Source organism: Micromonospora rosaria, from assembly GCF_001567585.1.
GTDB classification, from domain to species: domain Bacteria; phylum Actinomycetota; class Actinomycetes; order Mycobacteriales; family Micromonosporaceae; genus Micromonospora; species Micromonospora rosaria.
Genome location: NZ_LRQV01000003.1, coordinates 113,982 through 126,436, shown reverse-complemented (window position 1 = coordinate 126,436; position 12,455 = coordinate 113,982). Strand labels below are relative to the sequence as shown.

Genomic DNA, 12,455 nt, shown 5'->3' with positions numbered 1-12,455 from the left:
ACCGTGCACATCGCCGCGATCAACGAGTGGCTGTGACCGACTTCGACACAGGCCCTAGGTCGGGTCGGGGGTACGCAGGGCGAGGATGGCGATGTCGTCCTCGTGGTCGGTGGGGGGCACGGTGTCGAGAACCGTGTCGACCAGGTTCTCCAGGCCGGTGGTGGCGTGGGCGGTCAGGACCTCGTGCAGGCGGGCGGTCATCTCGTCGAAGGACTGGTCGCGACGTTCGACGAGCCCGTCGGTGTGCAGCAGCAGGGTCGCTCCCGGCGGAAGCACGGCCTTCCGGGTGGTGCGTCGGGTGCGGAGGGTGACGCCGAGGAGGGGGTCCCGGCCGGTGAGGGGGTGCACCGTTCCCTCAGGGTGGATGAGAATCGGCACCGGATGTCCGGCGTTGGACCAGCTCATCGTGACGGGTTGGCCGGGGCGGTGCTGGAGGTGGGCGACGAGGGCGGTGGCGATGCTCCGGGCCCCGAGGGTGACGTTGGCCTGGTCCAGTCGGCGCAGCAGGGCCGAGGGAGGATCGTGCCGGTCGACCAGGTATCCCCGCAGCATCGACCGGAGCTGGGACATCTGGGCCGCCGCGCGCAGGTCGTGACCGGTGACGTCCCCGATGACCAGGCTGAGGGACCCCGTTCCGGTGACCACCGCGTCGTACCAGTCCCCGCCGACCTGGTCCAGGTTGTGTGCGGGTTGGTACCGGGCGGTGACCTGTAGACCGTCGATCGTGGGGAGGGGAGTGAGCATCGCCTCCTGGAGGATCGCGGCGGCCTCCACCCGGTCGGTGAGGCGTCGGGCGCGTTGCACGGCCTGGGTGACGTAGCCGGCGACGCTGACGATGACGGCCCGTTCCTCGACGTCGAGGGGCCGGGGGTGCTCCCAGGCGATGTTGAGGGTGCCGATCACCCCGGTGGGGCCGAGCAGCGGGGTGAAGAGCGTCGCCTCCCAGCCGGCGGCCTTCACGACCGGCCGCAGATCGGGGTAGGCCGCCACCAGCTCCGCCCGGTCGGCGAAGGCGAGGTGCCGGCCGGTGTGCAGCACCGTCGAGACCGGCACCCGGTCCGTCGTCGGGAATCGCGCCCGGGACGCCAGCACCGCCGGGAGGCCCTCCAGCCCGAACACCCGTACCCCGGCGGCCCCGTCGCGGAGGGCGACGCTGACGTGGGCCGCCTGGAACTCCCCGCCGATCAGGCGTTTGACGGTGGCGATGACGTCGGGAAGGGTCACCGTGCCGGTGAACTCCTGACTCGCCGTGAGCAGCAGTTCGCTGCGCCGCAGGGCCGCGTCGACCCGGGCCGACAACTCCAGGGCGGCGGCCTGGGCCTGCCGCTGACTCGTCAGAGCCTCCTCGGCCACCGCTGCGGCAGCCCGCGCCCTCAGCGTCACCGAACACACCTCTGCCAGGTCCGCCAGCAGGTCCAGTTCGTCGCGGGTCCACTTGCGGGGTCGGTCGTCGATCGCGCAGAGCGTTCCCAGCACCTGCCCCGCTCCGTCGGTGAGGGGTATCCCGGCGTAGGCGACCACTCCCGGAGCCCCGATCGCGGGGCTGTCGCGGACCCTCGGGTCGAGGCGGGCGTCGGTGACCACCAGCTCATCCCCGGACAGCACCGCCCGCTGCCAGGAGTGGCTCAGCGGAATCTCCCGCTGCTGCTGCCAGGCCGGTGCCAGCCCGAACGCCCCGGGGAGGACCTGCCGGGCGTCGTCGACCAGGGCGACCAGGGCCACCGGCGCGGCGAGCACCCGCGCCACCACCGCCGCGAACCGATCCATGTCCAGGTCCGGCACCGCGCCCAGCCCGGTCGCCCGGACCGCCGACAGCCGCGCCGCCTCGTCCCGCTCCCCGAGGAGGACCTCCCCGTCCCGCATCGCCATCGCCCCGTCGTACCCGCCGGCGTTCCACCGCACGCCTGGTACGGCCAGCATCGATGAGCGGTCGTGGCGACGTCGGAGACGGCAACTGTCTGTCTGTTGTGGCTGGCCGCAGGGCGTCGGGACACCGGTCACGGGGCGGTCAGGCGGCGGACGGCTTCGACCACAGCCGCCCGGCGGCGGTCCGGCTTGACCAGGTCCAGGAACTCGGGCTCGCGTAGCTGCCACATGTTGGCCAGGGCCAGCACGAGGGCGAGGATCTCGCTCGGGGCGATGCGGTCGGTGACGACGCCCCGGCTCTGGGCCTGCGCGATCAGGGCGACCTTCTCGGCCATCGCGGCGGTGGTGGACGCTCGCCGGGCGGCCGGGTCGCCGCGCTCGAGCTGGTACCAGGCCACGAAGCGCAACACGTCGGGGTGGGCGAGGCCGGCGTCGCAGAGCCGGCCGGCGTACTCGCCCAGATCGTCGGCGTCGATGGGGACGGCCGAGACGGTCTGCTCGACGATCAGGTCGAAGACCGCGTCGAACAGGCCGTCCTTGTTCTCGTAGAACGAGTAGACCAGCCCGGCGCTGATGCCTGCCCGCTTGGCCAGCCGGTCGACCCGCGCGCCGGCCACGCCGTGGGCGGCGAACTCCTCCAGCGCCGCCTCCAGCAGCAGGCGGCGCTTGGTCTCGGGATCCCGTGTTCGCATGCTCCCCAGTCTTCTTACTGAACATTCATTTGACAAGTCGAGCCGACCCTCTACCGTCAGCGCTTGCTGAATGAATGTTCATTAAGAAGGAGTCGTGATGGTCACCTGGACCCCCACAGCGATTAGCGACCAGGCCGGGCGGGTCGCCCTGATCACGGGCGGCAACAGCGGAATCGGCTGGCAGACCGCTCGTGTCCTGGCTGTTCACGGCGCCCGCGTCGTACTCGCCGGACGCGTTCCCGGCAAGCTCACGGCCGCCGCCGACGCGATCCGCGCGGAGGTCCCGTCGGCTGCGGTCGACACGCTCGTGCTCGATCTCGGCAACCTCACGTCGATCGGCGCCGCGGCGGCCCGGGTCGTCGACCACGGGCCGCTGGACCTGCTCATCAACAACGCCGGCGTGATGAACATCGCCGAGCGGCAGACCACCGCCGACGGGTTCGAGATGACCTTCGGCACCAATCACCTGGGCCACTTCGCCCTCACCGCCCAGCTCATGCCCGCTCTGCGCGCCGCCCCGGCCGCCCGGGTGGTGACGGTCAGCGCGATCGCCGCCCGCTGGGGCAGCGGTGAGCTGACCGACCTGATGAGCGAGCAGAGGTACCGGCCGATGGGCGCCTACGCGAAATCCAAGCGGGCCAACATCGTGTTCACCGTCGAACTCGCCCGCCGGCTGGCCGGCACCCCGATGACTGCCGTCGCCGTCCACCCCGGGGCCGCCATGACCAACCTCCAGCAACATACCCGGGGCCTGGCCGCCCGGCTGCTCCTGCCGATGCTCGGGCGGCTGGCGATGGGTTCGCCCGAGGGCGCTGCCTGGCCCTCGCTCTATGCCGCGACCAACCCTGCGGTCGAGAGCGGCGCCTTCATCGGGCCGGCCGGACGCCGCCAGGACTCCGGCACGCCGAAGCCGGCCCGCCTACCCCACGGCGCCGACGACCGGGCCGTCGGCGCCGCCTTGTGGCGCGACAGCGAGCGTCTGACCGGCACCCCCTTTGTCGTCTGACCGGCACCCCCTTTGTCGTCTGACCGGCATCGCCACGCGAAGCCGCTGGACTGGCGGGGTGGGAGAGACCACCAGGCCCACGCTGAGCACGACAGCGGCGACCACCGCGGGGACCAAGGATCGTGGACGTCTGGGCATGAGGCGGTCCTTTCGACGGTCGCGCGGGGACGGCTCTCCCCGGCGCCGCGCCCGAGCCCGGCACCGGGGGAGTGCGTCACGTCGCGGTGGTCGTCAGACGGCGGTGCGCGACCACTGCTGGTTGGTGCCGCTGTGGCACGGGTACTGCTTGAGGATCGCGCCGTTCGCGGTCGAGGCGGCCGGTACGTCCACGCACTTGCCGCTGTGTCGTGCTCGGAGCTGGACGTAGCCGCCGGTGGCGACCAGTTGGAACTGCTGGTTGGTGCCGGTGCCGCAGGTGTACTGGATGAGCTCGGCACCGTCGGCGGTGGAGGCGCTCACCACGTCGAGGCATTTTCCGCTGTGCCGGCTGACGATGCGCCAGTAGCCGCTGCCGGCGTCGGCGAACCGCCACTGCTGCCAGGGGTTGCCGGCGTAGGTGTACTGGCCCACGCGCGCACCGTTGTCGGTGTTCGGCGACTGGACCTCCATGGCCTTGCCGCTGTGCCGCACGTCGATGCGGTAGACCGTGCCCGGCGTCGGCGGGGGCGTGGTGGGGCTGCCACCGACGGTGTCACCCCAGCCGTACCGGATCCGGTCGGCGCCGGAGGTGTTGCGGATGGTCAGGTTGAGGGTGGTGCCGCTGCCGCTGAGGGAGAACATCGAGTACCAGTCGTAGCCGATGGTGCCGGGCTTGCCGCCGAGGGCCGGCCAGTAGGTGCTGCCCATCTGGTTGTCCCGCAGGACCTGGGCCATGGCGCGGATGTGGCGCACGAAGTTGTCGGTGCTGTTCGGGTCGGCGTAGTTGAGGCCGTTGTCCATGGGGGCGCCGAACTCGGTCGCGACGGCACGGGAGGCGCAGCTGCCCAGGCGGGTCTGGATGTGGCTGCGGAAGGCGTCGTAGGTCATCGGGCTGTAGAAGAAGGCGTAGTGGTGGAAGGAGAGCAGCGTCGAGTTGAACCGGGGGTCGGTGCAGACGTCCCGCAGGTCCTGGCTGTAGCCGGTGCCGCCGATGAGCACCCGGCCGGGCACGGCCGAGTAGTGGTAGCTGAGCCAGGTGGCGGCGAGGTCGCGCCACTCGGTCGAGCTGTACCCGTGCGGCTCGTTCATCGGTTCGAAGTACACGTTGGGGTTCGAGCCGTACGTGTTGGTCACGGTGGACCACATCGTGTTCCACGCGGCGAGGTTCGTGATCCTGCCGCCGGAGGCGGCGCCGTCCTCCCAGTAGGCGAGGATGACCGTGAATCCCCGGTCGGTGGCGGCGTCGATCGCCCCCCGGTAGGCGTTCCACCACGCCGTCCCCACCGTGTGGGTGTTGATCGGCAGCCGGACCGTGTTGACCCCCATGGTGGCGGCCATGTCGTCGTAGAGGGCATTGGCCTTGGCCCGTACCGTCGCGTTGCTGTCGGAGGCGCTCAGACCCTGCACGACGAGCGGGCCGGTGCTGAAGTTGTCGCCCAGTACCGCCCAGTTCATCCCGCGGAACTGCCGGGTGGCGGCGGTGGCCGGCGACGAGGTGGCGACGACGATGCCGCTGCCCAGCGCGGTCAGGGCGGTCACCAGGGCGATCAGCAGCCGGCGCGACGACCGGGTGCGCCGCGAGGATCGTTCTGCGGGACCGTCGGACGAGGTGATCCGTGTCATCGAGTGTCCAATCCCTGAACCTGGGCCCCGGCTCGACCAGCAGGCTGATGTCGTATGGATTACATCGGTAACGGAAGCGCCACCGAGAAACCAGATTCCGAACCGACCCGTTCAGGAACATCCGGCCTCGACCACCGGGCCCGGTGCATCCCCGTCATCGTGGTGGCGGTCGTCCGTGTCGTGTTGCCCATCCGGAGCACGGGTGGCATCGTGCGGGTGGTGAGCGGTCCCAGGACGGACGTCGGATGAAGCCGGTCTTGGTCTTCTCCCGGACGACGGGGTTCCGGCACGAGTCGATCCCGGCCGGCGTGCGGACCATCCAGGAGCTACGGCCCGGTGTCGAGGCCACGGAGGACCCGGACGCCTTCACGCGGAGCAACCTGGCGCGATTCGCGGCGGTCGTCTTCCTGAACACCAACGGCCGGGTGCTCACCGACACCGGTCGGACGGCGTTGGAGGGGTACGTGCGCGGCGGCGGTGGCTTCCTCGGCGTGCACTCCGCCGCCGCCACCGAGTACGGCTGGCCGTTCTACGGCGACCTGGTCGGCGCCTGGTTCGACAGGCACCCGGAGGTGCAGCCCGCCACGGTCACCGTGGTCGACCCGGGTCATCCGGCGACCGCCCACCTGCCGGCGTCCGGGACGCGCGTCGACGAGTGGTACGACTTCCGCTCGTACCCCGACGCCCGGATCCTGCTGCGCGTCGACGAGTCCACGTACGACGGTGGCGGCATGGGCGCGGACCATCCACTGGCCTGGTGCCACGAACGGTTCGGGGGCCGGTCCTTCTACACCGCGCTCGGACACACCACCGAGGCGTACGCCGAGCCCGCGTTCCGCGCCCATCTGGCGTACGCGCTGGGGTGGGTGAGCGGCGACCCTGCCTGAGGGCTCCCCGCTCCTCGGGTGTCGGGGTCGGCGTCAGCGGATGGCGGCGCAGGGGAGGGTGCGAAAACTAACGTATGCATTGACGGTGCTCTATGATTTCAGTGTCCACGGACCGGACCGCGCCGCCGATGTCTCCGTAGCCGTGGTCGTCCGGCGATCCGTCGGAAGGAGCGCGCCGATGGCGTCGATCGGGCCCACCCACCGCCGCCGGCCGACGGGGCCTTCCCCGCCACCACCGGGCAACTGACCTCGCCGCAGTTCCTGAACAAGGGGTTCCCGTACTTCGGCGGCCAACAGGTCAACAAGATCCTCGCCGAGTCCGCGAAGCAGGTCGCCCCCGGCTGGTCCTCCCTGCCGTTCCAGGTCTACGCCAACAGTGTCTTCGGCGACACCGGCGGCCGTGCGTACCTCGGCGGCACCACCCTCCAGGACGGGCTCGGGGCCCGGCAGGACGTCTCGGTGACATACGGCCGGGAACAGGACTTCACCCTCCGGTGACCCGGCCCGCCGTCCGGCCGCCCGGTCACGCCACCGCGCGGGACCACTGCTGGTGGGTGCCGCTGCCGCAGGTGTACTGCTGGATGTCGGCGCCGTCGCCGGTACCGGCGTTGACGACGTCGAGGCACTTGCCGCTGTGCCGTGCCCGGAGTTGGTGGTGGCCGTCGACGGCCACCCACTGCCACTGCTGGTTGGTGCCGGTGCCGCAGGTGTACTGGATGACGTTGGCGCCGTCGGCGGTCGATCCGGACGCGACGTCGAGGCACTTGCCGCTGTGCTGGTTGACCAGGCGAAGGTAGCCGCCCCCGGCGTCCTGGAACTCCCAGCGCTGGTTGCCGCCGCCGTTCCAGGCGTACTGCTTGACCTCGGCGTTGTCGGCCGTCGAACTGCTCACCACGTCCATCACCCGGCCGCTGTTGCGGTTGGTCACCCGGTGGTACGTGGGGGAGTTGCCGGTGACCGTGCCGGTGGCCGCGTCGACGGTGATCGACGGAGCCCAGGTCAGGCTCATGCTGGTGCCCGACGGGAAGGTGATCGGCAGCCACACGTACTGCGAGTCGTTGACCGGCCCGCCCGACGCGCCCGCCCAACGGTCGCCCAGATACAGGTAGCTCGTCGTGGTGGTGCCCTGGATCGGCAGCACGAACGCCGGCTGGGAGCGGAACGTGGTGGCGTCACCCACGTTGCTCCAGCCGGTCCACGGACCGGAGATGCTCGACGCGGTCGCGTACTTTGCCTGGTTCGGGCTCCAGCCGGTGGCACCGGAGGTCAGCATGAAGTAGGTGCCGCCCCGCTTGAACAGGGCGGGGGCCTCGCGGTGGGCGTCGTTCCAGAAGTTGCCGACGAGGCTGGCCACGCTGAGGTGATCCGGGGTGAGCCGGTAGATGTGCAGGTCGTAGTTCTCGTCGGCGGCCGAGATCATGTAGGCGGTACCGCCGTCGTTGTAGAGGGTGATGTCCCGCGACATGTGCCCGAGCGGGCGGAAGCTGCCGTGGTAGGTGTAGGTGCCGTCGACCGTGGCCGAGGAGGCCACGGCGGCGCGCGCCTCGCTGTAGTTCGTGCCGTTCTCCTTGTGCATCCACATGACGTAGCGCCCGGTGGCGGCGTTGTAGATGACCTTCGGCCGCTCGATGTTGGCCGACTGCAACTCGGCGGCCGAGGACTGGGTGAGCACGTTGGTGCGGAACTCCCAGGTGCGCAGGTCGGTCGAGCGGTAGACCGACACCGCCCGGAAGGTGTTGTTCGGGTGGCGGTTCTCGCCGAACCAGTAGTAGTACGAGCCGACCTTGAGGACGCCTCCGCCGTGGGCGTGCAGGGCGTTGCCGCTGGTGTCGGTGAACTGGGTGCCGTTGGTGATGGTGACCGGCGCCGCCAGGGCGGGTCGGCCGTCGCCGACCACCGCCGCCACGACCGTTGCGGCCGTCACGGCGAGCGCCACCGCGAGGGACAGGAGCCGTCCGCTGGATCTCACTGCGCACCTCCGGCACCGGTTCACACGTGGGTAACTTCTTGGTAATCGATACGGGCCCGGCGCACCACAGATCGCAGGTCTTCGTGGCCCCCAACCCGGCTTCCACCGTGTCGACCGGAGGGCTGGCCCGCACGCTGAGTTTCGCGGTGCGCGGCCTGACCATCGGGGCGGTGGTGCAGGTGGTCGGTGGCGTCAAGCTCTCGGTCACCAAGGACCCCGCGACCGGATCGTTCACCGCGGCCATCGAGGCCACCGGCACCCCGAAGACGCTGCGGGCCCAGGTCGAGGCGACCGGCCCGGACGGCCACGTGGTCCGCGCGGTGTGGGACTCCTCCGACTCACCGAGTCGGCTGAACAACGACACCATCAACCTTCCGCTCCCGGCGGGGGTGAACCTTGACCCGGTGGTGCAACTGCTCCAGCTCTACGTGGACCTCGACGCGCCCGGCCTGGACGCGGTCACCGCTGACCGCCTCGGTCAAGTGGTCTACCTCTGATCCTCCCGTCGCCCGGCGGCAGGCGGATCGACCGCCGGGCGACGGGGGACGTCATCTGCATGGACGTCAAGATGCCGAACGTCTCCGGGGTGGAGGCGACCCGCCGGGTACGGGCGGCCGGCGGCCCCCCGGTCTGCGTGCTGACCACGTTCGGCGAGGAGGACGTGCTGTGGTCGGCGGTCGACGCCGGAGCGGCGGGGTTCGAGTTGACGTCCGCGACGCCGGAGAACCTGATCGAGGCGGTCCGGACCGTGGCGGCCGGCGGCACCTGGATCGACGGCACGCTGCTCGGCCCGATGCTGGCGACGGTGCGGAAGCTGCGCCAGTCGAGGGCCGGCGGTGGGGACAACCGCGTCGCCGCCCTCACTGAGCGCGAGCTGGAGGTGCTGCGGCTGATGGCCCGTGGCGCCTCCAACCGGGAGATCGCCGACGGGCTGTTCCTGGCCGAGACGACGGTGAAGACCCACATCGGCGTCGTCTTCAGCAAGCTCGGGGCCCGGGACCGCGCGGCCGCGATCGTCATGGCCTACGACGCGGGCGTCGTGCAGCCCCGCGGATAGCCGACCTCCGACGTGACCCCTGTTGGCCGGACACCTCGATGTCTGTCAGGAACTCCCGGTGGATCGCCTCGGAGGCGTCGGGGCTGACGTTACCCAGACGGCTGTGCCGGCCGTGAGGGTTGCCGAAGCCTTGATGTGAAAGAAGATGTCCATTCTCAGGTCGTGGCGGGGCGGCCAGGCGCGGGGTGTGGACCGGGTCGGCCGCGAGGGAGGCAAAGAACTGTCTCGGCCCTGGCGTTGTCCGGGCAGTCGGCGACCCTGTCCGCTCCGCCGGTGCGGCGACGGGCCGTCCGCCCCTCGGGGCCGTCGAGGAGCCGAACGACCGTGCTCAGGACGCCTCGGGTGGAGTTGACGCTGGGGCGCGGTTGATCGCGGCGGCGACCGCAGCGCCGATGCGGCTCAAGGCTGCCAGGTCGGCGGGCTCCAGCTGATCTATCAGGTACTCGCGGACCGCCGCGACATGGCCCGGTGCCGCCGCCACGACCATCTCGTAACCGGCCTGGGTCAGGGTCGTGTTGGTGCGCCTGCCGGGGCCGGGAACCCGGGCCCGTGCGAGCAGTCCGCGTTTCTCCAGCCGTCCGACGACATGGGACAGCCGGGACAGCGACGCCGACGTCCGGGCGGCGAGACGGCTCATCTGCATCGTGTGGTCCGGCTCCTCGGAGAGCACCGAGAGCACCATGTACTCGAAGAAGGTCAGCTCGGACTCGCGCTGCATCCGGGCGTCCAGGGCGGCCGGCAGGCTGATCATGATCGCGGAGTTGGCCAACCATGCCGTCCGCTCGTCCTGGCTCAGCCACCGCGTCCCGACGTGCGTGGGCTTACCCACCGCCTCCTTCTTGGTCACGAGGGTCACGCTACCAATCGCTTGTTGACGCTTCAAGTTCCGGGGTGTAGAACTTGAAGCGTCAAGTTCGCCTGCCCGTCCCGACGGCGCGGACCGGCGATCCCGCAGAGGAAGGACTACCCGATGCAGGTCACGTCGCTGGGAGGACTCGAGGTCTCGCGCATCGGCCTGGGCGCCATGGGCATGTCGGCGTACTACACCGGCGCCGGACGTGACGAGGCCGAGTCGATCCGCACCATCCACCGGGCCCTGGACCTCGGCGTCACCCATCTGGACACCGCCGAGGTGTACGGGCCGTACGTCAACGAGGAACTGGTGGGCCGCGCGATCAAGGGCCGCCGCGACGACGTCGTCCTCGCCACCAAGTTCGGCCTCGTCTCCCACACCGGCAGACCGGGTCCCGACAGCACCCCCGCCACCATCCGCGCGGCCGTGGACGGGTCGCTGCGGCGGCTCGGCACCGATCACATCGACCTGTACTACCAGCACCGGGTCGACCGCGGCACGCCCATCGAAGAGACGGTGGGAGCGTTGAGTCAGCTGGTGGCCGCCGGCAAGGTGCGCCACATCGGCCTCTCGGAGGCGTCCGCGGCGACGATCCGACGGGCCCACGCGGTGCACCCGGTGGCCGCCGTCCAGACCGAGTACTCGTTGTGGACCCGCGACCCGGAGGCCGAGGTGCTGCCCACGGTGCGGGAGCTCGGAATCGGCTTCGTGCCCTACTCGCCACTGGGGCACGGCTTCCTCACCGGTGACATCCGCTCACTCGACGACTTGGACGCCGCCGACTGGCGACGCACCAACCCCCGGTTCACCGGCGACAACCTCACGCGCAACCTCCGCATCGTCGACGAGGTCCGCGACGTCGCCGACGAAGCAGGAGCCACGCCCGCGCAGATCGCGCTGGCCTGGCTGCTCGCCCAAGGCGAGGGCATCGCGCCGATCCCGGGCACCCGGCGTGTCCACCGACTCGAGGAGAACTGCGCCGTCGACGGCATCCGGCTCACCGCCGGCCAGATCGCCCGACTCAACGACCTGACCCCGGCGTCCGGCGCTCGCCACAGCAAGCCCGACATGGCCGTCATCGACGGTTGAGAACAGCAGAACGTGCGGATCGGCCCTGCCTCGGCCGCAGGTCAAACACCTGAAAGGGCATCATGCAGAGCAACGTGATCCGGGTCGGCATCATCGGCGCGGACACCAAGGCGACTCCTACGCCTGGCAGCTTGCTGATCAACTGCGTGGCTACTTCTACATCCGTCGAAACGCGCGACCCTGGCTGACCACCGGCATGTCGGCGTTGGCCGCCGTCGAGGCGGACCAGGACGCCCGGGCGCAGGCGGCAATGCACCAGACGATCGGCCAGGCGCACTGGGCGGTGGGGGAGCACGTGTGGGCGCTGGAACGGTTCCGGCACGCCGCCTCCCTGGCGAAGGAGTGCGGGTGGCGGGTCGGCCTGGCCTACCAGGAACACAACATCGGGCTGGTCCACGTCGCGCTCGGTCATCTGAACGAGGCGCCGGCGCACTGCCGGCGTGCGCTGGAGATGAGCCAGGACAACGCCTTCGAGCACGTCCGTGCCGTCACGCTCAACAACATGGGTTCGTTGTGCCACGATCGCGGCCTGCTCCGGGAGGCAACCGAGCACTTCTCGGCCGCCCTGAAGATCAACACCCGCGACTCCCGGCACCGATCGGCAATGGTCAACCTCGGCATGGTGCTGCGGCAGCTCGGCCGGTACCCGGAGGCCCACGACCATCTGAAGGCGGCGCTCGCCTACTACCGGCGGATCCGCTCGCACTCCGCCGAGATCGCCATCCTCGACGAGCTGAGCTGGCTGCACACACAGTCGGGCATGCCGAGCGCCGCCGTCGAGGCCGCCCAGCGCGGCCTGGCGATGAGCCGGCGGCTCCACAACCGGCGGACGGAGGCCGCCCTGTTGTGCGCGCTCGGTGCCGCGCTGCTCAGTTCCGGTGCCGTCGCCGCGGCCGAGCAGCGGTTCCGGCAGTGCCTGGACCTCGCCTACACCTGCTCCTACCCGTACCTGGAGGCACAGGCCCATGTCGGTCTGGCCAGGACCCACCTGGCCGCCGGTCGGGCCGACGACGCCGAGAGGGACGCCAAGACCGCCCGGGACATCGCCCGCCGCCGCGGCTACCACCACCTGCACTGCGAGGCACTGCTCGCACACGGCTCCGCCTGTCTCGTCGCCGGCCGCGCCGGCCAGGCGGTCGCGGACTGCACGGAGGCAGCCGAGCTGATCGAGAGAACGGGTTCGCCGTTGCTGGCCGACCAGGCCGCCCACATCATGGCGCTGGCCCGTCAGCCGCCAGCTCCGACGGGAGTCAGGTGAAGAAGGGGCGCGGGGAC

General features: G+C 70.7%; 11 protein-coding genes. 6 read left to right on the top strand and 5 right to left on the bottom strand.

What is annotated here, in order from left to right; translation table 11 throughout:
* Positions 1–54 precede the first annotated feature (54 nt).
* Together AWW66_RS01925 and AWW66_RS01920 are read right to left on the bottom strand one after the other, a co-directional pair.
* Positions 55–1,920, bottom strand: coding sequence for a SpoIIE family protein phosphatase (locus AWW66_RS01925; protein ID WP_083978150.1), 1,866 nt, complete (start codon positions 1,918–1,920; stop codon positions 55–57).
* A 77-nt stretch (positions 1,921–1,997) separates the two neighbouring features.
* Positions 1,998–2,558, bottom strand: a complete 561-nt coding sequence (locus AWW66_RS01920) for a TetR/AcrR family transcriptional regulator (protein WP_067359555.1) — start codon at positions 2,556–2,558, stop codon at positions 1,998–2,000.
* Positions 2,559–2,655: 97 nt separating this feature from the next.
* Between AWW66_RS01920 and AWW66_RS01915 the strand changes: the two genes are divergently transcribed.
* Entirely contained in the window at positions 2,656–3,564 is a 909-nt protein-coding gene (locus AWW66_RS01915) for an oxidoreductase (protein ID WP_067359554.1), read from the top strand.
* A gap of 231 nt (positions 3,565–3,795) precedes the next feature.
* Here the strand turns inward: AWW66_RS01915 and AWW66_RS01910 are convergent, their stop codons facing one another.
* Positions 3,796–5,325 carry an RICIN domain-containing protein gene (locus AWW66_RS01910; RefSeq protein ID WP_067359553.1) on the bottom strand — a complete coding sequence of 510 codons (1,530 nt, stop codon included), beginning with the start codon at positions 5,323–5,325 and terminating at the stop codon, positions 3,796–3,798.
* A gap of 245 nt (positions 5,326–5,570) precedes the next feature.
* Here AWW66_RS01910 and AWW66_RS01905 point away from each other — a divergent pair, with 245 nt between their 5' ends.
* Entirely contained in the window at positions 5,571–6,212 is a 642-nt protein-coding gene (locus AWW66_RS01905; RefSeq protein ID WP_067359552.1) for a ThuA domain-containing protein, read from the top strand.
* 523 nt (positions 6,213–6,735) lie between these two features.
* On the opposite strand, the gene AWW66_RS01900 is transcribed toward AWW66_RS01905, so the two are convergent.
* Positions 6,736–8,181 (bottom strand): RICIN domain-containing protein, encoded by a 1,446-nt coding sequence (locus AWW66_RS01900; protein ID WP_067359551.1) that lies wholly within the window; start codon positions 8,179–8,181, stop codon positions 6,736–6,738.
* Positions 8,182–8,288: 107 nt separating this feature from the next.
* Here AWW66_RS01900 and AWW66_RS01895 point away from each other — a divergent pair, with 107 nt between their 5' ends.
* Positions 8,289–8,678, top strand: coding sequence for a hypothetical protein (locus AWW66_RS01895; RefSeq protein ID WP_067359550.1), 390 nt, complete (start codon positions 8,289–8,291; stop codon positions 8,676–8,678).
* Positions 8,679–8,737: 59 nt separating this feature from the next.
* Complete coding sequence (locus AWW66_RS01890) at positions 8,738–9,238, top strand: LuxR C-terminal-related transcriptional regulator (RefSeq protein ID WP_083978149.1); 501 nt, start codon at positions 8,738–8,740, stop codon at positions 9,236–9,238.
* Positions 9,239–9,566: 328 nt separating this feature from the next.
* Here the strand turns inward: AWW66_RS01890 and AWW66_RS01885 are convergent, their stop codons facing one another.
* Positions 9,567–10,085 carry a MarR family winged helix-turn-helix transcriptional regulator gene (locus AWW66_RS01885; RefSeq protein ID WP_245647830.1) on the bottom strand — a complete coding sequence of 173 codons (519 nt, stop codon included), beginning with the start codon at positions 10,083–10,085 and terminating at the stop codon, positions 9,567–9,569.
* Positions 10,086–10,208: 123 nt separating this feature from the next.
* Here AWW66_RS01885 and AWW66_RS01880 point away from each other — a divergent pair, with 123 nt between their 5' ends.
* Positions 10,209–11,180 carry an aldo/keto reductase gene (locus AWW66_RS01880; RefSeq protein WP_067359549.1) on the top strand — a complete coding sequence of 324 codons (972 nt, stop codon included), beginning with the start codon at positions 10,209–10,211 and terminating at the stop codon, positions 11,178–11,180.
* A gap of 196 nt (positions 11,181–11,376) precedes the next feature.
* Entirely contained in the window at positions 11,377–12,438 is a 1,062-nt protein-coding gene (locus AWW66_RS01875) for a tetratricopeptide repeat protein (RefSeq protein ID WP_067359548.1), read from the top strand.
* Positions 12,439–12,455 lie beyond the last annotated feature (17 nt).